At 31.5% G+C, this 20,881-nt stretch carries 20 protein-coding genes; 12 read left to right on the top strand and 8 right to left on the bottom strand.

The genetic code is table 11. The features are described 5' to 3' along the window. The first annotated feature begins 261 nt into the window (after nucleotides 1–261). The 5 genes from thrS (at nucleotide 262) to SLH33_RS07605 (ending at nucleotide 4,168) form a co-directional block, all read left to right on the top strand. The gene (gene thrS, locus SLH33_RS07585) at nucleotides 262–2,208 is read left to right on the top strand and encodes a threonine--tRNA ligase (RefSeq protein WP_320418486.1); all 1,947 of its coding nucleotides are present in this window, start codon (nucleotides 262–264) and stop codon (nucleotides 2,206–2,208) included. Between the two features lie 70 nt (nucleotides 2,209–2,278). Next, entirely contained in the window at nucleotides 2,279–2,797 is a 519-nt protein-coding gene (gene infC, locus SLH33_RS07590; protein ID WP_320418826.1) for a translation initiation factor IF-3, read from the top strand. 64 nt (nucleotides 2,798–2,861) lie between these two features. Next, nucleotides 2,862–3,059, top strand: coding sequence for a 50S ribosomal protein L35 (gene rpmI / locus SLH33_RS07595; protein ID WP_320418487.1), 198 nt, complete (start codon nucleotides 2,862–2,864; stop codon nucleotides 3,057–3,059). 88 nt (nucleotides 3,060–3,147) lie between these two features. Continuing rightward, nucleotides 3,148–3,492: a 50S ribosomal protein L20 gene (rplT, locus tag SLH33_RS07600; protein ID WP_320418488.1), complete on the top strand. Its 345-nt coding sequence runs from the start codon at nucleotides 3,148–3,150 to the stop codon at nucleotides 3,490–3,492. Between the two features lie 79 nt (nucleotides 3,493–3,571). After that, nucleotides 3,572–4,168, top strand: a complete 597-nt coding sequence (locus SLH33_RS07605) for a tRNA (guanine-N1)-methyltransferase (protein WP_320418489.1) — start codon at nucleotides 3,572–3,574, stop codon at nucleotides 4,166–4,168. A gap of 35 nt (nucleotides 4,169–4,203) precedes the next feature. On the opposite strand, the gene SLH33_RS07610 is transcribed toward SLH33_RS07605, so the two are convergent. Further along, nucleotides 4,204–5,142: an AraC family transcriptional regulator gene (locus tag SLH33_RS07610; protein ID WP_320418490.1), complete on the bottom strand. Its 939-nt coding sequence runs from the start codon at nucleotides 5,140–5,142 to the stop codon at nucleotides 4,204–4,206. Nucleotides 5,143–5,369: 227 nt separating this feature from the next. On the opposite strand from SLH33_RS07610, the gene SLH33_RS07615 reads away from it, so the two are divergent. The 3 genes from SLH33_RS07615 to SLH33_RS07625 all read left to right on the top strand — a co-directional run bounded on the left by SLH33_RS07615 (nucleotide 5,370) and on the right by SLH33_RS07625 (nucleotide 7,857). Next, nucleotides 5,370–6,869, top strand: a complete 1,500-nt coding sequence (locus SLH33_RS07615; protein WP_320418491.1) for an aldehyde dehydrogenase family protein — start codon at nucleotides 5,370–5,372, stop codon at nucleotides 6,867–6,869. Between the two features lie 12 nt (nucleotides 6,870–6,881). Further along, complete coding sequence (locus SLH33_RS07620; protein ID WP_320418492.1) at nucleotides 6,882–7,217, top strand: DUF779 domain-containing protein; 336 nt, start codon at nucleotides 6,882–6,884, stop codon at nucleotides 7,215–7,217. Nucleotides 7,218–7,332: 115 nt separating this feature from the next. Then, a complete protein-coding gene (locus tag SLH33_RS07625) occupies nucleotides 7,333–7,857 on the top strand; it encodes a hypothetical protein (protein ID WP_320418493.1) in 525 nt (174 codons plus the stop codon). A 2-nt stretch (nucleotides 7,858–7,859) separates the two neighbouring features. On the opposite strand, the gene SLH33_RS07630 is transcribed toward SLH33_RS07625, so the two are convergent. Both SLH33_RS07630 and SLH33_RS07635 read right to left on the bottom strand, forming a co-directional pair. Continuing rightward, nucleotides 7,860–8,288, bottom strand: a complete 429-nt coding sequence (locus SLH33_RS07630) for an SRPBCC domain-containing protein (RefSeq protein WP_320418494.1) — start codon at nucleotides 8,286–8,288, stop codon at nucleotides 7,860–7,862. An 11-nt stretch (nucleotides 8,289–8,299) separates the two neighbouring features. Beyond that, nucleotides 8,300–9,976 carry a formate--tetrahydrofolate ligase gene (locus SLH33_RS07635; protein WP_320418495.1) on the bottom strand — a complete coding sequence of 559 codons (1,677 nt, stop codon included), beginning with the start codon at nucleotides 9,974–9,976 and terminating at the stop codon, nucleotides 8,300–8,302. A gap of 216 nt (nucleotides 9,977–10,192) precedes the next feature. Here SLH33_RS07635 and secDF point away from each other — a divergent pair, with 216 nt between their 5' ends. From secDF to SLH33_RS07655, 4 genes are all read left to right on the top strand, one after another. Continuing rightward, nucleotides 10,193–13,165 (top strand): protein translocase subunit SecDF, encoded by a 2,973-nt coding sequence (gene secDF / locus SLH33_RS07640; RefSeq protein ID WP_320418496.1) that lies wholly within the window; start codon nucleotides 10,193–10,195, stop codon nucleotides 13,163–13,165. A gap of 97 nt (nucleotides 13,166–13,262) precedes the next feature. Further along, complete coding sequence (locus SLH33_RS07645) at nucleotides 13,263–14,381, top strand: adenylate kinase (RefSeq protein WP_320418497.1); 1,119 nt, start codon at nucleotides 13,263–13,265, stop codon at nucleotides 14,379–14,381. Between the two features lie 92 nt (nucleotides 14,382–14,473). Next, a complete protein-coding gene (obgE, locus tag SLH33_RS07650) occupies nucleotides 14,474–15,463 on the top strand; it encodes a GTPase ObgE (RefSeq protein ID WP_320418498.1) in 990 nt (329 codons plus the stop codon). A 183-nt stretch (nucleotides 15,464–15,646) separates the two neighbouring features. Next, nucleotides 15,647–17,272, top strand: a complete 1,626-nt coding sequence (locus SLH33_RS07655; RefSeq protein ID WP_320418499.1) for a hypothetical protein — start codon at nucleotides 15,647–15,649, stop codon at nucleotides 17,270–17,272. Nucleotides 17,273–17,315: 43 nt separating this feature from the next. On the opposite strand, the gene SLH33_RS07660 is transcribed toward SLH33_RS07655, so the two are convergent. The 5 genes from SLH33_RS07660 to surE all read right to left on the bottom strand — a co-directional run bounded on the left by SLH33_RS07660 (nucleotide 17,316) and on the right by surE (nucleotide 20,573). Further along, on the bottom strand, nucleotides 17,316–17,732 hold the full coding sequence (locus SLH33_RS07660) for a C40 family peptidase (protein WP_320418500.1): 417 nt from the start codon (nucleotides 17,730–17,732) through the stop codon (nucleotides 17,316–17,318). Nucleotides 17,733–17,787: 55 nt separating this feature from the next. Beyond that, nucleotides 17,788–18,315 (bottom strand): C40 family peptidase, encoded by a 528-nt coding sequence (locus SLH33_RS07665; protein WP_320418501.1) that lies wholly within the window; start codon nucleotides 18,313–18,315, stop codon nucleotides 17,788–17,790. A 98-nt stretch (nucleotides 18,316–18,413) separates the two neighbouring features. Then, complete coding sequence (gene lpxB, locus SLH33_RS07670) at nucleotides 18,414–19,523, bottom strand: lipid-A-disaccharide synthase (RefSeq protein WP_320418502.1); 1,110 nt, start codon at nucleotides 19,521–19,523, stop codon at nucleotides 18,414–18,416. 4 nt (nucleotides 19,524–19,527) lie between these two features. Continuing rightward, nucleotides 19,528–19,815, bottom strand: a complete 288-nt coding sequence (locus SLH33_RS07675) for a hypothetical protein (protein WP_320418503.1) — start codon at nucleotides 19,813–19,815, stop codon at nucleotides 19,528–19,530. Then, on the bottom strand, nucleotides 19,803–20,573 hold the full coding sequence (gene surE / locus SLH33_RS07680) for a 5'/3'-nucleotidase SurE (RefSeq protein WP_320418504.1): 771 nt from the start codon (nucleotides 20,571–20,573) through the stop codon (nucleotides 19,803–19,805). The genes SLH33_RS07675 and surE overlap by 13 nt, the downstream gene beginning before the upstream one ends. Nucleotides 20,574–20,881: the final 308 nt, after the last annotated feature.

Here is a 20,881-nt window from a genome sequence, read left to right on the forward strand (position 1 = left end):
TATAATAGTATGCAGACAAAGGTATTCCTGTTAGGGATAGTAGCAGCTGTTTGAGATCTTTTGCTCTAAAAATCCTTTTTTAAAGCAAAAAGCGAGCGCGAATAGCCCGACCTGATGCTATGAAATAGCAAAGGAAACAGCCAAAGAAAGATAAATATGTAAATAGCATACATATATATTGTACAAAATTTGGTTTTGCAATATCTTTGCGCATCTAAATTTCCATTTGTAGGGAAATACGTTTAATACATATTACATATAATGATAAAAATTACATTACCGGACGGAAGCGTCAGAGAGTTTGAAAAGAACAGCACTCCTTTAGATGTTGCTAAGAGTATTAGTGAAGGGTTAGCTAGAAATATTATTTCGGCAAGTTTTAATGGAACCACATTAGAAACCACTACTCCACTTACCACAGATGGTAACTTAATCTTATTTACGTTTGATGCTCCTGAAGGAAAAAAAGCATTTTGGCATTCATCTGCCCATGTATTAGCACAAGCTATTCTAGATTTTTATCCTGAGGCTAAATTAACCATTGGACCTGCCATTGATAATGGTTTTTATTATGATGTAGATTTCGGTGAGGAAGTAATTTCTGAAAAGGACTTTGCTAAAATTGAAAAACAATTTTTAGAAAGAGCTCGTGAAAAAGCAGAATTTAAGATGCGATCAGTTTCTAAAGCGGATGCTTTAGCATATTATAAAGAAAGAAATAATGAATATAAGGTTGAGTTAATTGAAGGATTAGAAGACGGAGATATTACTTTTTGCGATCATAGTAACTTTACTGATTTATGTCGCGGTGGACATATACCTAATACTGGTATTATTAAAGCGGTAAAAATTATGAACGTTGCCGGAGCATACTGGCGTGGAGATGAAAAGAACAATCAGTTAACTCGTGTGTATGGAATTTCTTTCCCTAAACAAAAACAATTAACTGAATATATAGAATTATTAGAAGAAGCAAAAAAACGTGATCATAGAAAGCTTGGAAAAGAATTAGAGCTATTCACTTTCTCTCAAAAAGTGGGTCAAGGTTTACCATTATGGCTACCAAAAGGAGCTGCATTACGTGGTCGTTTAGAAGATTTCTTAAAAGCCGCTCAAAAAAAAGCTGGATATGAAATGGTAATGACACCCCATATTGGTCAGAAAGAATTATATGTTACTTCTGGTCATTATGCTAAATATGGTGAAGATAGTTTTCAACCTATTCATACTCCTAAAGAAGATGAAGAGTTTTTGTTAAAGCCAATGAACTGTCCACATCACTGTGAAGTATACAACCACAAACCTTATTCATATAAAGAATTACCAAAACGTTTTGCTGAATTTGGTACTGTATACAGATATGAGCAAAGTGGAGAATTACATGGATTAACTCGTGTGCGTGGATTTACGCAAGACGATGCTCATATTTTTTGTACTCCAGAACAATTGGATTCTGAATTTAAAAATGTAATCGATTTAGTATTATATGTATTCGGATCGTTAGGTTTTGAAGATTTTACCGCACAGGTTTCTGTAAGAGATCTTGATAACCCAGAAAAATATATTGGTTCTGTTGAAAATTGGGAAAAGGCAGAACAAGCAATTATCAATGCCGCAAAAGACAAAGGTTTAGATTATGTAGTTGAAGCTGGTGAAGCTGCTTTTTATGGACCCAAGCTAGACTTTATGGTAAAAGATGCCTTAGGTAGAAGTTGGCAATTAGGTACCATACAGGTTGATTATAATTTACCTGAACGTTTTGACCTAAATTATAAAGGCAGCGATAACGAATTACACAGACCAGTAATGATTCATCGTGCTCCATTCGGTTCTATGGAACGTTTCATTGCTGTGTTACTAGAGCATACAGGAGGAAATTTTCCACTTTGGTTAACACCAGAACAAGTTATTATACTGCCAATCAGCGAGAAATATCAAAAATATACAGAAAAAGTTTTAACTTTGTTAGAAAATTCCGAAATTCGCGCCCTCGTTGATAACAGAAACGAGAAAACAGGCAGAAAGATTCGTGACGCTGAAGTAAGCAAAATTCCATTTATGGTAATTGTTGGTGAACAAGAGGAGAAAAATGGCACGGTATCTGTAAGAAAACACGGAGAAGGAGACCTAGGAACCTTTACTATTGAAGAATTCATTTCTCTAATACAGAAAGAAGTTAGTAAAACCTTAGTGCCTTTCGGAAATTAAAAAAATAGTAATTTAAAATTTTTAAGTCATAGCAATTAAAAGAAGAGGTGGGCGTCGTCCTGCAAGAATTATCAAGGAAGATCAACATAGAATAAATGAAAAAATTAAATATGTTGATGAAGTTCGTCTAGTGGGCGAAAATGTTGAACAAGGAGTATACCCTTTAGCAAAAGCAAAAGAAATGGCTAAAGAGCAAGAGTTAGATTTGGTTGAAATTTCTCCAAAGGCTGTACCTCCTGTTTGCAAAATTATTGATTACAAAAAGTTTTTGTACGAGCAAAAGAAACGAGATAAGGCCTTAAAAGCTAAAGCTACTAAGGTAACTATTAAAGAAATTCGTTTTGGCCCTCAAACAGATGACCATGACTATGAGTTTAAAAAGAAACATGCTATTAAATTTTTACAAGATGGTGCTAAATTAAAAGCATATGTTTTCTTTAAAGGTCGTTCAATTGTTTTTAAAGAGCAAGGACAAATTTTATTATTAAAGTTAGCTCAAGAACTTGAAGACTATGGTAAAGTTGAACAAATGCCAAAATTAGAAGGTAAACGTATGACTATGTTTATTGCACCCAAAAAGATAAAATAAAACTAAGCTATGACTGTTTAGTTTTTAAACAAAAATATAAGCAAGATAAAAACGAAAAGCAAAGATGCCTAAAATGAAAACCAAATCTAGTGCCAAAAAACGTTTTAAGTTAACAGGTACTGGTAAAATTAAAAGAAAACACGCGTTTAAAAGTCATATCTTAACAAAGAAGTCTAAAAAACGTAAGTTAGCATTAACACACTCAACGTTAGTACACAAGTCTGACGAAACGAGTATTAAGCAACAATTATTATTAAAATAATTGTTTGCTCGGGAATTAATTATTAACCGTGGAGTTAGGCTCATAAAGTGCTTTTACGTAAGCCGCCTACTACAAAAAAATTAAAATTATGCCAAGATCAGTAAATTCAGTAGCTTCAAGAAATAGAAGAAAAAAAATCTTGAAGCAAGCAAAAGGTTACTTTGGACGTAGAAAAAACGTTTATACAGTAGCAAAAAATGCGGTTGAAAAAGGAATGCTTTATGCATACCGTGACCGTAAAAACAATAAGAGAAACTTCCGTTCTTTATGGATTCAGCGTATTAACGCAGGAGCACGTCAGTACGGAATGTCTTATTCACAGTTTATGGGTAAAGTAAAAGCTAATAGCATTGAGTTAAACCGTAAGGTTTTAGCTGATTTAGCGATGAATAACCCAGAAGCTTTTAAGGCAATTGTTGATACAGTAAAATAAGTTTAATAACCTTGCTTATACTAAAAACCCAAACTTTTCGTTTGGGTTTTTTTAACCCTTAACCAAAAATATTGTTATAATGAAATTTATTAAACTAATCATTCTTTTAACTTTCACTTCATCTATTATAGCTCAAACTAGACTAACCAAAGCTCAAGTTGACTCTTTACCAAACACTATAGAAAATCAGTTTATAAAAGTTTATAGGAAAGCCAGCAATTGGCAAGAATATAAAATGATTAAGCGCACCAACTTTTTAAACTTTCAAAAAAATGTGTTAGATAGTGTAGCTACAATCAAAAATGACTCTAAAATTAAATTGGTAAAAATTAATGAACAAGAGGCTATCATCTCATCTCTAAACACTAAAATATCTGAACTAAACAATAATTTATCTTCAGCAATTGATAAAGAGGATAGAATTTCATTTTTAGGAATCCCTTTAACTAAAGTTTTATATAACACTATTGTTTGGGGAATTATTTTAGTTCTACTAAGTGGTTTATTTTTCTTTCTATATAAATTTAACAATAGTAATATTTTAACCAAGCAAGCTCAGAAGAGTTTACTAGAAGTTGAACAAGATTTTGAGCAACATAGAAAAAAAGCTATTGAACGTGAACAAAAACTACGTCGTCAATTACAAGACGAAATTAATAAACAACGTGGCATATAAATTTAATGGATATATCACATAAAAAGAAAAGCAACCTAAAAAGGTTGCTTTTCTTTTTTACTAGATACCGAATTTTTAAATTGTTGTGGTGTCATTAATTCCATTTTTTTAAACTGTCTGTTAAAATAGCTTGTGTTGTTAAATCCTGATTTGAATGCTATCTCTGAAATTCGGTAATCTTTATACTCTTTAATTAATTTCTTTGAAAATTTAATCTTTTCAGAATTGATGTAATCAATTGGAGATATACCTAATGTATTTTTAAATTTCTTATGAAAATGAGAAGTACTCATACATGCTTTTTCTGCCAACAACTCTACAGTAATATCTTTATTAGTTAGGTTATTTTTAATAAACTTAATAACCATTCCTATTCGGGTATCATTAAAAACACCATCTGTATCATTTAAAATAAATGTTTTTGCTTTTGTTTGTAGCAACCTAACAATTAGCTCTTGAATCATTAAATCCAATAAAACATCTTTAGATTTGTTATTATGAGTAAAAGTATACACCAATCTTTCTACAAGATGATTTACATCTGTATTATTAATTAAATGAGAAGTGTCATTATCTAACTTCCAATCATTGTTTTCATTTTCAATAGCAACTTGATGGTTAAATTTTTCTGCAACTTCTATTATTTTGGTTGAATCTATTCCTAAAGCTAAACATTGTGTTGGATTATCAAATTTAGCCAGCGGAAAATCAATAACCATTTCTTTATTTGTAGGCATTACAACTGACTCTCCCGGATAAAAATCAAACGATGGTAATCCATCAATATGCATTACTTTTTTTCCAGTAAGCATACTAGCTATAATAGGGAAATCAAATTTTAAGGCTACTTTCTCAGCATATTCATGAGTTTCATAAATATTTAACTCCGCAAAATCTGCATTATAGGTAGTTCTATTTTCTACTAATGTAGTTAGTTTTCTGGTTCTTTTGTGATGACTTAATAATTGGCTCATGCTTAAAAATACTTAAAAAGTAATGAATAATTGACAGTATGATAGTTTTGTTCAATTTTATAATAAATATGTGCAATAATTTTAGGATATGAAAAAATAACTTTATAAAAATTATTAATTAACTAATTATTATACCCCAAAAACTAAAATTTATTAAAGTTACGCATTTTTTAATAAAACTTTAATAACCAAACAATTAAAAGGTATAATACCTTAATTTTAAAAACATGAGTTATTCTAAACCAAAATTTAATGAAACTTACCAAAATTTTATCAATGGTAAGTTTGTTGCGCCTTTAGGAGGACAGTACTTTGAAAACACTTCTCCTATAGATAATAGTTTGATTGCAAAATATCCTAGATCACAAAAAGAAGATGTTGATTTAGCTCTAGATGCTGCTAACGCAGCCAAAGAAAGTTGGGGAAATACATCTGCAGCGGAAAGAGCAGCTTTATTAAATAAAGTAGCTGATATAATTGAAGAAAACTTAGAAGAGTTTGCCATTGTTGAAACATGTGATAATGGAAAACCTATAAGAGAAACTTTAAATGCTGATGTTCCTTTAGCTATAGATCATTGGCGTTATTTTGCTTCATGTATTCGAGCTGAAGAAGGTACCGCAACCGAACTTGACGCAAACACTTTATCCATGAATATTAAAGAACCTTTAGGAGTTGTAGGTCAAATTATTCCGTGGAACTTCCCGTTACTAATGCTTTCTTGGAAATTACCTCCAGCCTTAGCAACTGGTAACTGTGTTATTCTTAAACCTGCAGAACAAACACCTTCATCAGCAACCTTGTTAATGGAAAAAATTGCAGATGTTTTTCCTCCAGGAGTTATTAATGTGGTGCATGGTTTTGGTCCTGAAGCTGGTAAGCCATTGGCTTCAAGTTCAAGAATAGATAAAGTTGCTTTTACAGGAGAAACTACTACCGGACAATTAATTATGCAATATGCATCTAAAAATTTAAACCCTGTTACCATGGAGCTTGGAGGAAAATCTCCAAACATTTTCTTCAACAGTGTAATGGATGAAGATGATGCGTTTTTAGACAAAGCTATTGAAGGTGCTGTTTTGTTTGCTTTTAATCAAGGTGAAGTTTGTACTTGTCCTTCAAGAATTTTAGTTCAAGAAGATATTTATGATGAGTTCATGAAGCGTGTGGTTGAAAGAACCGAAGCTATAAAACAAGGTAGCCCTTATGATGTAAATACCATGGTAGGTGCTCAAGCTTCTAATGATCAATATGAAAAAATCCAATCATATATAAATATTGGTAAGGAAGAAGGCGCTAAAGTATTATGTGGTGGTGGAGCAAATAAACTTAAAGGAGAACTTTCTGACGGGTTTTACATTAAACCTACCATTTTAGAAGGTCATAACAAAATGCGAGTTTTCCAAGAAGAAATTTTTGGTCCGGTTGTGTGTGTTACCAAATTTAAAGATGAAGCAGAAGCTTTAGAAATTGCAAATGATACTTTGTATGGTTTGGGTGCAGGAGTTTGGACTAGAGATGCACATCAATTATATCAAATACCAAGAGCTATTAAAGCTGGTAGAGTGTGGGTGAATTGCTATCATGCGTATCCTGCGCATGCACCGTTTGGTGGTTATAAAAAATCAGGATTTGGTAGAGAAACACATTTAATGATGATGGATCATTACCGACAAACCAAAAACATGTTAATTTCTTATGACAAAAACAAATTAGGATTCTTTTAAAATAAAAATCAAATGGAAAGAGTAGCTATAACCAAAAAAGCCGCTGAAGTAGTTGAATTACTAAAAAATAAACATGGTGAATTAATTTTTCATCAAAGTGGTGGCTGTTGTGATGGTTCCTCTCCCATGATCTTTGAAAAAGACGACATGTATTTAGATGAGAGTGATGTTTTGTTGGGTAAAGTTGCTGGTGTAAATTTTTATATGAATAAAGATCAATTTGAATACTGGCAACACACACATTTAACCATTGATGTAACCGAAGGAAGAGGTGCTAGCTTTTCTTTAGAGATTCCTTTAGGTTTACGTTTTATTATTCACTCTCGTTTAATAGCAGATAAAAAGTAATTCATTTTTAAACATTTAAAAAAGCAACCTACTTTGGCTACGCTCAGTAACCATAGGTTGCTTTTTTTCATATTATTTTGATAAGTTTGGTGTTTCTATAATTAATTGCTAACTCATGAAAAAACTAACTATTCTTTTTTTATTTATTTTATCAATTTATTCATTAAATGCTCAACAAAAAAAATATCAATTATATTCTAAAAATGCTTTAGGATTCTATTCTGGAATCAATCAAGGAAATTTTATTCTAGACAATGAAATTTCTTTATACATAAATACCTTTGGAAATACACATGATTGTGGAAATGATACCTCTTTAGGAAATTGTATTTTCACAAACCTTATTCTGGCTTTTTCATCTTTTGAAGTGTCTGGTGGATTTGATACTATTTTAGGTAAATTTGATTCTCCAGCAATACAACCCAAATTTAGCGTATATATTCGTCCGTTTCATGTTGCTAAAATTGGGGCGAGCCTTGGAACAAAACATCCAAGTTTTAATTTTGGTTTTGCCATTCCTGTTAAAAATATAATGATCGAATTTTTATACAAAAATGTTAGGGATTATAATACTGATATAAATACAGACGAATTCGATTATGACAGATTTCAATTAGGAATTATGATTCCGTTGAATTAAGTCTAATTCTCTAAATATTTTTTCAATCTGTCAGAAAAATACTCCCATCCTCCTCTACAACTTTCAGGAGCAAACTCTACAAGATTAAAATGAGAGAATTTTTCAATTCCTTCTGCTATTACTGTAAATTTTGTTTGATTCTCTCCTAAATCTTCTAATTCAAAAGTTACAGGAAATGGTTCTTTTACATAATCAGGATACGTCCATTGTACTGTAATTTTTTTGTTGATTTTGACTTCGGCAATTTCCCATAAATGGTAAAAAATTCGATCTTCATTTTTAACAATAAACCAAGTTTTAAATCCAACTTCAGGTTTAAAATCAGGGATATTATCAAAAAACCAATAAACCATTTGATTCACATCTGTAATTGCTAACCAAACTTTTTCTACAGGTTGATGAATTGTTTTACTTACAACAATTGGCTTCATAATTTCACTTTTTAAGACAATCCTGAAATTACACCATTATTATCTATACCCATATTTTCTGATGCTGGTACAGCTGGCAACCCAGGCATACGCATCATTTTTCCTAAAATAGGAATAATAAATTGTGCTCCGGCAGCAATTTCAATTTCTCTTACTGTAACAGTAAATCCTTCTGGACGACCAATTAATTTATCATTATCTGAAAATGATTTTTGAGTTTTTGCCATACAAATAGCAAAATCGTTAAACCCTAATCGGTCAATTCTTCTTAAATTTAATTTTGCTTTGTTATCAAAATCTACCGCAACCGCTCCGTAAATTTCTTTGGCAATTTTTTCAATTTTTTCAACTACTGGTGATTTCCAATCGTATAAAGGTTTAAACTGCGTTGCTTTATTTTCAACAACATCAACAACTGCTTCTGCTAATTCTGTCATACCTTCTCCTCCTTTTGCCCAACCTTCAGCTAAAACTGCATGCACGCCTAAATCAGCACATTTTTGTATCACAAAATCAACTTCTTTTTTAGTGTCAGAAGTAAAAGCATTGATAGCAACCACAGGTTCAATATTAAACTTACGAATGTTTTCAATATGTTTTTCTAAATTTTTGAATCCGTCTTGTACACGTTCTAAATTAGGTGTATTATATTCATCACTTGAAGATCCTCCATGATGACGCAACGCTCTAATAGTAGCTACCAATACCACACATTTCGGATTCAATTCTGCGTACTGTGATTTGATATTTAAGAATTTCTCTGCTCCTAAATCAGCGCCAAAACCAGCTTCAGTAACAACGTAATCAGAAAGTGATAATCCCATTTTAGTAGCAATAATGGTGTTGGTTCCTTGTGCAATGTTTGCAAATGGTCCACCATGAATAATTGCCGGATTTTCTTCCAAAGTCTGTACTAAATTAGGTTTAATAGCATCTTTTAATAAGATAGCCATGGCATCTTGTGCTTTCAAATCACGAGCAAAAACAGGCTTTTTATCAAAAGTGAATCCTATAAAAATATTTCCTAAGCGTTCTTTTAAATCGTTAAACGAAGTTGCCATACATAAAATAGCCATGACTTCAGATGCCGGGGTAATATTGAATCCGTCTTCACGAGGAATTCCGTTCGCGGTTCCGCCCAAACCAATAGTGATTTGACGCAAAGAACGATCATTCATATCAATGACGCGTTTCCATAAAATAGTACGTGGATCAATATTTAAATTGTTAGTCCTGCTTTGTAAGTTATTATCAATCAAAGCTGATAATAAATTGTTTGCTTTTTCAACTGCATTAAAATCACCTGTAAAATGTAAGTTAATATCTTCCATCGGAACTACTTGAGAATAACCGCCTCCGGCAGCTCCTCCTTTAATTCCAAAAACAGGTCCTAATGATGGTTCACGCAACACTACTGTGGTCTGTTTTCCAATCTTATTTAAACCTTCAGTTAAACCAATAGAAGTTGTTGTTTTTCCTTCTCCAGCAGGTGTTGGTGTTAATGCTGTAACTAAAACTAAATTACTTGCTTTTACTTTTTTATTATTTATTAAATGCAATGGTAATTTTGCTTTGTACTTACCGTACATTTCTAAATCATCTTCCTTAACGTTCAGCTTTTTAGCAATTTCTTTTATATGAATAAGTTTTTTTGACTGTGCAATTTCAATATCGGAAGTATAAGACATATTGTTTATTTTTTAGTAAAAAATTAAAGACCTCTGCTTATAAAGGTTTACTTTTGGGCGTAAAGATAATTAAATAGCCATAGAAAGTTTTAACGGTTGTTTAATCATTTTATTCCGTGTATTTTATTAGTAGAAAAACAATAAAAAATTGGGTTTTGTTGATTGTTATACTATATTTGCACGTTTTTAAAAAGAAGTCGATTTAAATTATTGAAGATGCAAAACAAAGGACTTATTAAATTATTTGCAATCCTATTTGGGTTGGTGAGTTTATATCAATTATCATTTACATTTTTTGCAAACAAAGTAGAAAACAATGCTAAAGTTTATGCAAAATCTAATGTTACTGATAATAATGGTAGAGAACTTGCTAAGTTTGAAAGAAAGTATTTAGATAGCGTTGCAAATAAAGAGGTTATTGCTGGTTTTACCTACAATGATATCAGAGACAAAGAAATGAACTTAGGTCTTGATTTAAAAGGAGGTATCAACGCAATTTTACAAGTATCTGTTAAAGATATATTAATTGGGTTATCTAATGACTCAAAAAATACTGTTTTTAATGAAGCATTAGCTAAAACTGATGAAGCACAAAAAGACAGTCAAGAAAACTATTTAGATTTATTTGTTAGTGAATTTGAAAAGTTAAGCAACGGATCTGTAAAATTAAGTGATCCATCAATTTTTGGTAACAAATTGTTACGTGAAAAAATCGATTTCAACAAAACAAATACTGAAGTAAAAGAAATTTTACAAGAAGAAATTAACTCTTCAGTAAACACCTCTTTTGAAGTATTACGTAGCCGTATTGATAAATTTGGTGTTGTACAACCAAATATTCAACGTATTGGTAACTCGGGAAGAATCCAAATTGAATTACCTGGAGCTAAAGATATTGATCGTGTTACTAAATTAATTACAAGTACAGCAGAATTACAGTTTTGGGAAGTATTTACAAATGCTGATATTCAAAACTTTTTCTTTGCTGCTAATGCTAAGGCTTCTGATTTATTAAAAGAAGATTCAGCCGTTACTCAAACAAAGGATTCTACAAAAACTGAAAGTATTGATGATTTACTAGGTGAATCTGCAGATTCTACTAAAGTTGATACTCAAAAAAGTTTATTTACATACTTATACCCTAATGTGGCTCAAAGTCCACAGCAAGTAAGCTCGTTAGTAGCTCAAGCTAAAGTTGCAGATACTGCAATGGTAAATAGCTTATTAGCTAACAAAGAAATCAGATCATTATTACCAGAAAACTTAAAATATACTAAGTTCTTATGGGATTATAAAGCACAGGCTAGTGCAGATGGCACTACAGAAGTAATCGGTTTATATGCAATTAAATCTAACAGAAATGATGAACCTGCTATTGAAGGAGATGTTATTGCTGATGCAAAACAAGATTATGATCAATTAAGTAAGCCTGTAGTATCTATGTCTATGAATGGCGTAGGAACAAAACAATGGGCTAAAATGACTAGCGAAAATGTTGGTAAGTTTGTAGCTGTAGTATTAGATGATTATGTATATACTGCACCTGTTGTTAACGGAGCTATTACCGGAGGAAGTACTCAAATTTCTGGAGGCACCATGACTGTTAACGAAGCACAAGACATCGCAACAGTATTAAAAGCTGGTAAATTACCTGCTCCTGCTCGTATTATTCAAGCAGAAGTTGTTGGACCATCTTTAGGTAAAGAGTCTATCAACGCAAGTATGTGGTCTTTCGGAATTGCTATTTTATTAGTTTTAGGATGGATGATCTTATACTACGGTAGAGCTGGTTTGTACGCAAACATTGCTTTAGTAGTTAACATCTTATTCATTTTTGGTTTTTTAGCATCATTCAACTCTGTTTTAACATTACCAGGTATTGCAGGTATCATCTTAACTATTGGTATGTCGGTTGATGCGAACGTAATTATTTTTGAAAGAATAAAGGAAGCATTGAATTCTGGTAAAGGTTTAGCAACTTCAGTAGAAGAAGGATTTAGTATCAAAGGAGCATTATCAGCAATTATTGATGCTAACATTACTACCTTATTAACGGGTATTATCTTATATGTTTTTGGTACAGGACCAATTAAAGGATTTGCTTTAACATTAATGATCGGTATTGCTACTTCTTTATTTACTGCAATTTTTATCACTCGTTTATTAGTAGATAGTGCGGTTGCTAAAGGGATTGATTTACCTTTCAATACTAACATTTCTAAAAACTGGTTTAAAGACTTAAACTTTGAATTTTTAAAGAGCCGTAAGTTAGCGTATATGATTTCAGGAGGAATTATTATAGCTGGTTTAATATCTATGGCTACTTTAGGTTTAAAACAAGGAGTTGATTTTAAAGGAGGACGTTCATACATAGTTCGTTTTGACCAACCCATGAAAGCTAACGAAGTTGCTGCTACATTAAAAGACGCTTTTGGTACTGCACCAGAGGTTAAAACATACGGAGCAGATAACCAGTTAAAAATTACTACTGTTTACAAAATTGATGAAGACGGTAAAGAAGTAGATGAATTAGTACAAAACACATTATACAACGGATTAAAATCATATTTAGGCGATGCTTCTTATGAAGATTTCAAACCTGGTTTTGAAAAAGAAGGAAGCGGAATTATGAGCTATATTAAAGTAGAACCAACTATTGCAGATGATATTAAGCAATCTGCTATTTGGGCGGTTTTAGGTTCATTAATTGTTGTGTTCTTATATATCTTATTACGTTTTAGAAAAATGTCTTACTCTATTGGTGCAGTAGCAGCGGTATTCCATGATGTTTTAATCGTATTAGGTGTGTTCTCTATCTTATACAAGTTTATGCCATTTGATATGGAAATTGGACAATCGTTTATAGCAGCTATCTTAACAGTAGTAGGATACTCCTTAAATGATACCGTGGTAATCTTCGATAGAATTAGAGAGTTTACAGAAGGAAAGAACAAAATCACTTCTAACTTAGTAAACAAAGGATTAAATAGTACTTTAGGTAGAACCATTAACACCTCGTTAACTACATTATTAGTATTATTAGCAATCTTCTTCTTTGGTGGAGATAGTATCAAAGGATTTATGTTTGCATTAATTGTAGGTGTAATTGTTGGTACATACTCATCATTATTCGTGGCAACACCAGTAATGTTTGACACTACAAAAAATGAAGACAAAGAAGAAAAGTAATTCAACTTTACAATAATAACAAAGCCGTTTTGTAAGCGCTGAAAATGTTCAGTAATACAAGACGGTTTTTTCTTTTATTGCTTATCTTTACAGCCTCATGAAAATTACAAAACTTCACGATTTATATTTTAAAGAGCTTATTTCAGAGCAAGAAATTCAGCAAATCACAAAAACATTAGTACAACAAGTAAAGCAAGACTTGCCTGATGATGAAATTCCTATTTTTGTAGGAATTTTAAACGGATGCTTTATGTTTGTGGCTGATTTTATAAGACATTACAAAGGAGACTGCGAAATATCTTTTGTAAAACTAGCCTCGTACAATGGCACTAGCTCTACAGAAAATGTAAAACAGCTAATAGGTTTAAATGAAGATATAGAGGGCAGAACCGTTATCATTTTAGAAGATATTATTGATACTGGTACTACCTTGCAAGAAATTTATGAGATTTTTAAACATAAAAACTTAAAAGAACTTAAAATAGTAAGTTTATTCTTTAAACCCGATGTATACCGCAAAGAACTTCCTATCTCTTACATAGGTAAAAGTATAGAAGACAAATTTATTGTGGGATACGGTTTAGATTATAACGGATTAGGAAGAAACTTACCTGCAATTTATCAATTAACAACACAACCTAAAATGAAAAACATCGTATTGTTCGGACCTCCAGGTGCTGGTAAAGGTACTCAAGCTAATTTATTAAAAGAAAAATACAACTTAGTTCACATTTCTACAGGAGATGTATTTCGTTACAATATCAAAAACGAGACAGAATTAGGACTTTTAGCTAAAAAATATATTGATGCAGGAGATTTAGTTCCGGATGAAGTAACGATTAATATGCTAAAAGCAGAAGTAAATAAAAATGCGGATGCTGCCGGTTTTATTTTTGATGGTTTTCCTCGTACCGAATCACAAGCAAAAGCTTTAGATGAGTTTTTAGCTGAAAAAAATGAACGTATTAACGGTATGGTTGCTTTAGAAGTACCAGAAGATTTATTGGTAGAGCGCATTTTAGAAAGAGGAAAAACAAGCGGACGTTCTGACGATACAGATGAAGAAAAAATCCGTAATCGATTTAACGAATACAATACAAAAACTGCTATTTTAAAAGAGTATTACCAAGCGCAAGGTAATTACTTTGGAGTAAACGGTGTAGGTTCTATTGAAGAAATCACACAACGTTTATCAGACGTTTTTGATAAATTATAAGATTTTATTATTCCTACTAAACACAGGAATTTCTTAATAACAAGAATTAAAAAATAAGATTCCTGCTTTCGCAGGAATGACACTTAAATAAAATGACGGAAGGCAATTTTGTAGATTACATAAAAATTTACGCATCATCAGGAAAAGGTGGGCGCGGTTCTGCGCACTTACACCGTGAAAAATATATTGCCAAAGGAGGACCTGATGGAGGTGATGGTGGTCGTGGTGGACATGTTATTTTAAAAGGAGATAAAAATTTGTGGACCCTTTTTCATCTTAAATTCAAACGTCATTTTAGAGCAGAACATGGAGGTGATGGAGGATCAAGCAGAAGTACTGGTAGTGACGGTGCAGACATAATTGTTCCTGTGCCTTTGGGTACCATTATACGAGATGCCGATACTGATAAGGTTCTTTTTGAAATTACAGAAGACCAAGAAGAAATAATTTTATTAGAAGGTGGTAAAGGAGGTAAAGGTAATTGGCATTTTAAATCATCAACTAACCAAACGCCACGTTATGCACAACCAGGTATTGACGGACAAGAGGGTTGGTATCGTATCGAGTTAAAAATTTTAGCCGATGTTGGTTTGGTAGGATTCCCAAATGCAGGAAAATCTACTTTACTATCGGTCATTACTGCGGCAAAGCCTAAAATTGCAGATTATGCCTTTACAACCCTAAAACCTAATCTAGGAATTGTAGAGTATAGAAATCATCAAAGTTTTGTGGTAGCGGATATTCCAGGGATTATTGAAGGGGCATCGGAAGGAAAAGGTTTAGGACATTATTTTTTACGTCATATTGAGCGAAACTCTATTTTATTGTTCATGATTCCTGCAGATACCATGGATATTAAAAAAGATTATGAAATTTTACTAAATGAGCTTCGTCAACACAACCCTGAGTTGTTAGATAAAAACAGATTACTAGCTGTAACCAAATGCGATTTGTTAGATGAAGAGTTACAACAAGAAATGAAAAACGAAGTACCGGAAGGTGTTGATGTGGTTTTTATTTCCTCAGTAGCGCAAATTGGTTTAACCGAGTTAAAAGACAAACTTTGGAAAATGTTGAATTAAACATTTTTCACAGTAAATATTTAAAAAAGCAACCTACTTCGGCTACGCTCAGTAACCATAGGTTGCTTTTTTAGTTTGGTCATTAGTTTAATTTATGATATTAGCTATCGATGAGTCTAAGAATTTAGAATTATACCATATCGTCCACAATTGTTATTGAATTTAACCTTATAGAACACCATAATGTTTTTAGAAGAAAGTCCAATTACTAGACAAGAAAACAATTATTGGAAAGAGAAAATTATTAAAAAATTTCCGAGTTTAAAAAATATTTCTAACTCAAAATTTCTATCTCTAAAAGAATACCTCATAGAATATCCACAAAAATTCTATTGTGAACAGTCATTTCATGTTTATTATAATCATTTAGAAACGGCTAAACTAGAAAAACCTAATACTCTTGTTAGACTATTAAATGAGTATGAACATGAAATTGATTTGGCACTAAAAAAAATAAACGAAATAAATCAATTAAAAATCCATGATATAATTATTCCTGATGATAACAAAATATATACAATACAATTTATAGAAAACAATATTCATTTTAATTTCTTGAAACTAATAGAATCTACTTATACAATTTTTCTTAAAATATTAGCTAGTTATCAAAGAATATATAAGAATAAATCTACATCAGGCTTAGACACCTTTAATTGCGTTCAAGAATTAAAAAACACCGAGTTAAAGCCTTTAACTAATTTCTATAATAATACTATAAGAAATGGAATTGCTCATGGAAAAGTAAAATATTTAGAACATTCGATTATCTATCAAGACAAAAGAGGTAATAAAGAAGAAATTAGAACGAAACAAATTGTTAAAAAATTTGATTCATTAGTTGATATCTGTAATTCAATGACTTTAGCTTTTAAAATTTTTATAATTATAAATAGAGAATTTTTAGCTTCTAAAAAATATACCCTACCTAGTAATTACCTTCTCCAAGAATTAGCGGCTTTGGCAAATACTCCATTTTGGAAAATATCTGATTGTTTAGAAAATACAATGATTAATAATCAAAAACAATTAAACATATTTATTAAAAATTATGCTCATAGGCACCGTGATGTTAATTATTACTCATTAAGAACCGCAATTTTAGCTGAGTATTTTGCTCCAGACTATCACAGATATTTTTTATCATTAAAATCTAAGCATAGTAATTTGGTTGGTTTTGGAGGCTATGATGGAAAGGTGTTGAAAGAAAATCGCTTGAAAAATAGTAATAATGCATTTGATTATAAAAATGTAATTGTTAATAACTTATTATTCTTCGCTCCTAAAAATAAAATTTTTTCACATTTAATTCAGTCTATTAAAAATTATACTGTTTTTTTAAAATTAAAAAGCTCCTGGGTAGATTTTCATGAAAAAACAAATTATAAGTTTAAAAGAAATTTTGAAATTCGTTTTTATAAATATCATAGAAGGAATAAATCAATAGTAATTTCAGACACTAGAGTACTTGTAAAAAATTCTTCAAGAGATGAAGAAAATATTATATATATAAGAAAGAATTTTAAAAAAATAATAAATTATACTTCATTAAAATCTAAAATAAAACTTAATAAACTTTACGGTAGGTTTTTAAAAACTGAATATATAAGAGTAATGGTTCACGAAAAAGATTTCCGAATTAGAGATTTAAAAGATTCTGGATTAATTGATTCGCTTGTTTGCACAATATCAGTAAATAATTCAAAGACTATCAAAACCATAGATATACTTAATGGAAAGGTTGAGCAATATGGAAGATATAGAATTGTTTGGAATAATAACTGGAAGGGAATAAGATGTATTTCTTAATCTTCTCTATAAAATCATAACTAACTTCAACAACAAAAATTTGCTACAAAACCCGTTTTGCTTTTACAAAAGCATCTTCCCAATAGGTTTCGTTAAGTGTATTTACCATCACTCCTCTTTTGGTGGTAGAGTGAATAAATTGTATAGTATCTTGGCTCACATAGGTTACCAAACCAACATGATTAATAGCGCCTTTTAATCGGTCAATATCAAAAAATAATAAGTCGCCTTCTTGCAATTCATCAACGGTAATGGTCTCTCCTTTTTTACTCATTTCTTGAGAAGATCTGGGTAACATCACCTCTATTTCTTTATAAGAGGTTTGTATCAAACCCGAGCAATCCATTCCAGAAATAGTGGTTCCTCCAGGTTTGTATGGAATTCCGCTAAATGAAGTTGCTACCGTAACCACTTTACGTAACTTTTGTTGTTTGGTATGCGGATTGGTTACTTTAATCATGGAATACACCATAAACACGAGTATACAACACAATAAAAAGACTCTTTTAAACATGCTATAATACTCTTTTGGCTTTGACAAAGGCTTTTTTCCAGTAAGGCTCATCTAAAGAAGTAACAATAACTCCTCTAGAAGTTGTAGAATGTATAAAACGAATATCTCCATCATCTGCTGAAGTTACCAAACCTACATGGTTTATTTTTCCACTTTTATAAGATGTTTTGAAAAATAATAAATCTCCTCGTTGTACTTCTTTTAAAGAAATAGGATATCCCTCATAATACATTTGACGTGAAGTACGCGGAATATCTACATCTCTTTCAGTAAACGAAGTATGTATTAAACCAGAACAATCCATTCCCGACATACTTGTACCTCCATAACGATACGGAACTCCTTTATAAGTAACTGCAGTCCATACTATTTTATCAGCAACTGTTACTTCATTGACAGTTTTTGGAGTAGCAACTGTACGCGTTCTTGTTGTTTTTATATTTCTTGTTGATGTAGTTACTTGTTTTGAAGATCCGCAGGATGTGATCATCACAGAAATTGCAACGAGTATGAGTAGTCTTTTAATCATCAATTTGGGGTACTTTGATTTATAAATATAAAAAATTATTCTAATTTGTTATTTCAAATGCATATGATAATCTTACCAACCCTACAATAACAATGCTTTTATTGTAAATCTTTAACAATAAGTTTAGCGGCTTTGGCAGATGCGCCTTTACCTCCTAACTTTTGTTCTAGCTCAAAATAATCTAAAAAAAGTTGCTCTTTTTTGGTTCCTTTTAAAATTGCATTCAATTCTTGTACCAAATTTTTTCGGGTAAAATCGTTTTGAATGAGTTCGGTCACCACTTCTCTATCCATAATCAAGTTCACTAAGGATATAAACTTAAGCGTTATAATACGTTTTGCTATCTGGTACGACAACCAACTACCCTTGTAACAAACCACTTGTGGTACTTTAAATAAAGCGGCTTCTAAAGTGGCTGTACCCGACGCAACCAATGCAGCAGAAGATAAACTCAACAAATCATAGGTTTTGTTAGTAATGAATTTTACATTTTTATTTTTGATAAATTCCTGATAAAATTCATCGGTTTGACTCGGTGCTCCGGCAACCACAAATTGGTAGTTTGGAAAATCATCTATTACCGATAACATTACCGATAGCATTTTGGTAATTTCTTGCTTTCTGCTTCCCGGTAATAACGCTATAATATCTTTATCTCCTAAATTATGTTCTTCTCTAAAAGCATAAATATCTACCTGTTTTCTATCAGCAATAGCATCAATTAACGGATGCCCTACAAACTCAACGTGGTAATTGTACTTTAAATAAAACTCTTTTTCAAACGGAAGAATAACAAACATTTTATCAATGTCTCTTTTAATACTTTCTACCCTACCTGCTCTACTGGCCCAAACTTGTGGTGAGATATAATAATTGGTTTTAAAACCTTGTTGTTTTGCCCATTTTGCAATACGAAGATTAAATCCGGAATTATCAATAAAAATAATTACATCAGGATTGAATTGTGCAATATCTTGCTTACAGAATTTTATAAATCCAAAAATTTTACGCAGGTTCATAATCACCTCAGCAAATCCCATAAAAGCTCGTTCTTTGTAATGACTTACTAAGGTACCGCCAACTTGTTGCATTAAATCTCCTCCCCAAAAACGAATCTCTGCATCAGGGTCTTCTTTTAACAAAGCTTTCATTAGGTTTGATCCGTGTAAATCTCCAGAAGCTTCTCCTGCCAAAATGTAATATTTCATACTCCTAAAAAAACTTTAAAATAAAAGTGATTAAAGCTATAACAATAGTACCAATTAAAACTCCTCGTGCTCTGTAATCTTGATTTTTTTTAAGAAAGACAAAAAAAACAAAAAGGTTAGGCAATGCAGCTAAAGCAATTACTGAACCTAAAATACCTCCTTCTTGTATCATCTCTATAGTTTCATAAAACCCGAAACGAGAAACGTATTGTAAATAAATAAACATTCCACAAAAAGTTGCAAACAATGAAACTAAAAAACCAATAAGTATTTCCTTTTTTATAAATCCCATGTATTTAATTTTTGAATGGCATGATGTGCTGTCATGTCAAATTGCACTGGTACTATAGAAATGTATCCATTTTCAAGTGCCCAAATATCTGTATCTAAACCTTTATCATTATTTACAAACTCGCCTGCAAGCCAGTAATAATCTTTACCGAACGGGCTTTTACGTTTATCAAAATTTTCTTTCCAGTTTCCATTGGCTTGCCTACAAATACGAATGCCTTTTATTTCTTCTTTTTTTAATTTTGGGATGTTTACATTTAGTACAACTCCGTCTGGCAATCCGTTTAAAAGTACATTTAATGCTATTTTTTTTACGTAATCTTTTGCCTGTTTAAAATCAGCATTCCATTCATAGTCTAACAATGAAAATCCAATAGCCGGTATACCTTCAATTCCTGCTTCAACAGCTGCACTCATTGTTCCAGAGTAAATAACGTTTATGGACGAGTTTGATCCATGGTTAATACCAGAGACACAAAGATCTGGCGTACGATTTAAAATTTCATTTTTTGCCATTTTAACACAATCTGCTGGGGTTCCAGAACAACTATATTCTATTTGCGGACCATCATCTACCGTTGTTGGATCACAATGTATAACGTTGTTTACTGTAATTGCATGCCCCATACCACTTTGCGGATTATCTGGTGCTACCACAACAACATCTCCAATAGTGTTCATTATTTCAATTAACATTCTAATTCCCGGAGCGGTAATTCCGTCATCATTAGTAACGAGTATTAAAGGTCTTTCTCCCATAGTATTTAAAATTCTTGTTAAAACAAATATACATTAAAAACTCACGATGCTTTTTAACATTTTGTAAAGATAAAAACGCTTTATAAAAACGTAAACTTGTAGTATATTAAATTTTATAAGTAAGGCTTATTATTTATTTTTTTAATAATTACCTCCTCAATTTTAAAAAAAACAAATTGAAATACTATAAAAATTTAGACTCTGCATGAAAAACGAAAACCAAAAAAAAGAAAGAAGTAGCTAAATTCTTCAAATTGGCATTATTTTAGTAGCTTAGCATTAGACCTGAAAACTTAATTTAGATTAAA

The sequence above is a fragment of the Tenacibaculum sp. IB213877 genome (assembly GCF_034043975.1).
In the GTDB taxonomy this organism is placed as follows: Bacteria; Bacteroidota; Bacteroidia; order Flavobacteriales; family Flavobacteriaceae; genus Polaribacter.

What these genes read in the sequence shown, in the direction of transcription:
- thrS (WP_320418486.1), top strand. Translation starts at nt 262, where the DNA reads ATGATAAAAATTACATTACCGGACGGAAGCGTCAGAGAGTTTGAAAAG.
- surE (WP_320418504.1), bottom strand. Translation starts at nt 20,573, where the DNA reads ATGGGAGAAAGACCTTTAATACTCGTTACTAATGATGACGGAATTACC.
- SLH33_RS07625 (WP_320418493.1), top strand. Translation starts at nt 7,333, where the DNA reads ATGAAAAAACTAACTATTCTTTTTTTATTTATTTTATCAATTTATTCA.
- SLH33_RS07630 (WP_320418494.1), bottom strand. Translation starts at nt 8,288, where the DNA reads ATGAAGCCAATTGTTGTAAGTAAAACAATTCATCAACCTGTAGAAAAA.
- SLH33_RS07635 (WP_320418495.1), bottom strand. Translation starts at nt 9,976, where the DNA reads ATGTCTTATACTTCCGATATTGAAATTGCACAGTCAAAAAAACTTATT.
- SLH33_RS07605 (WP_320418489.1), top strand. Translation starts at nt 3,572, where the DNA reads ATGAAATTTATTAAACTAATCATTCTTTTAACTTTCACTTCATCTATT.
- obgE (WP_320418498.1), top strand. Translation starts at nt 14,474, where the DNA reads ATGACGGAAGGCAATTTTGTAGATTACATAAAAATTTACGCATCATCA.
- rpmI (WP_320418487.1), top strand. Translation starts at nt 2,862, where the DNA reads ATGCCTAAAATGAAAACCAAATCTAGTGCCAAAAAACGTTTTAAGTTA.
- SLH33_RS07615 (WP_320418491.1), top strand. Translation starts at nt 5,370, where the DNA reads ATGAGTTATTCTAAACCAAAATTTAATGAAACTTACCAAAATTTTATC.
- lpxB (WP_320418502.1), bottom strand. Translation starts at nt 19,523, where the DNA reads ATGAAATATTACATTTTGGCAGGAGAAGCTTCTGGAGATTTACACGGA.
- SLH33_RS07655 (WP_320418499.1), top strand. Translation starts at nt 15,647, where the DNA reads ATGTTTTTAGAAGAAAGTCCAATTACTAGACAAGAAAACAATTATTGG.
- SLH33_RS07675 (WP_320418503.1), bottom strand. Translation starts at nt 19,815, where the DNA reads ATGGGATTTATAAAAAAGGAAATACTTATTGGTTTTTTAGTTTCATTG.
- SLH33_RS07620 (WP_320418492.1), top strand. Translation starts at nt 6,882, where the DNA reads ATGGAAAGAGTAGCTATAACCAAAAAAGCCGCTGAAGTAGTTGAATTA.
- secDF (WP_320418496.1), top strand. Translation starts at nt 10,193, where the DNA reads ATGCAAAACAAAGGACTTATTAAATTATTTGCAATCCTATTTGGGTTG.
- SLH33_RS07665 (WP_320418501.1), bottom strand. Translation starts at nt 18,315, where the DNA reads ATGATTAAAAGACTACTCATACTCGTTGCAATTTCTGTGATGATCACA.
- rplT (WP_320418488.1), top strand. Translation starts at nt 3,148, where the DNA reads ATGCCAAGATCAGTAAATTCAGTAGCTTCAAGAAATAGAAGAAAAAAA.
- SLH33_RS07645 (WP_320418497.1), top strand. Translation starts at nt 13,263, where the DNA reads ATGAAAATTACAAAACTTCACGATTTATATTTTAAAGAGCTTATTTCA.
- SLH33_RS07610 (WP_320418490.1), bottom strand. Translation starts at nt 5,142, where the DNA reads ATGAGCCAATTATTAAGTCATCACAAAAGAACCAGAAAACTAACTACA.
- SLH33_RS07660 (WP_320418500.1), bottom strand. Translation starts at nt 17,732, where the DNA reads ATGATTAAAGTAACCAATCCGCATACCAAACAACAAAAGTTACGTAAA.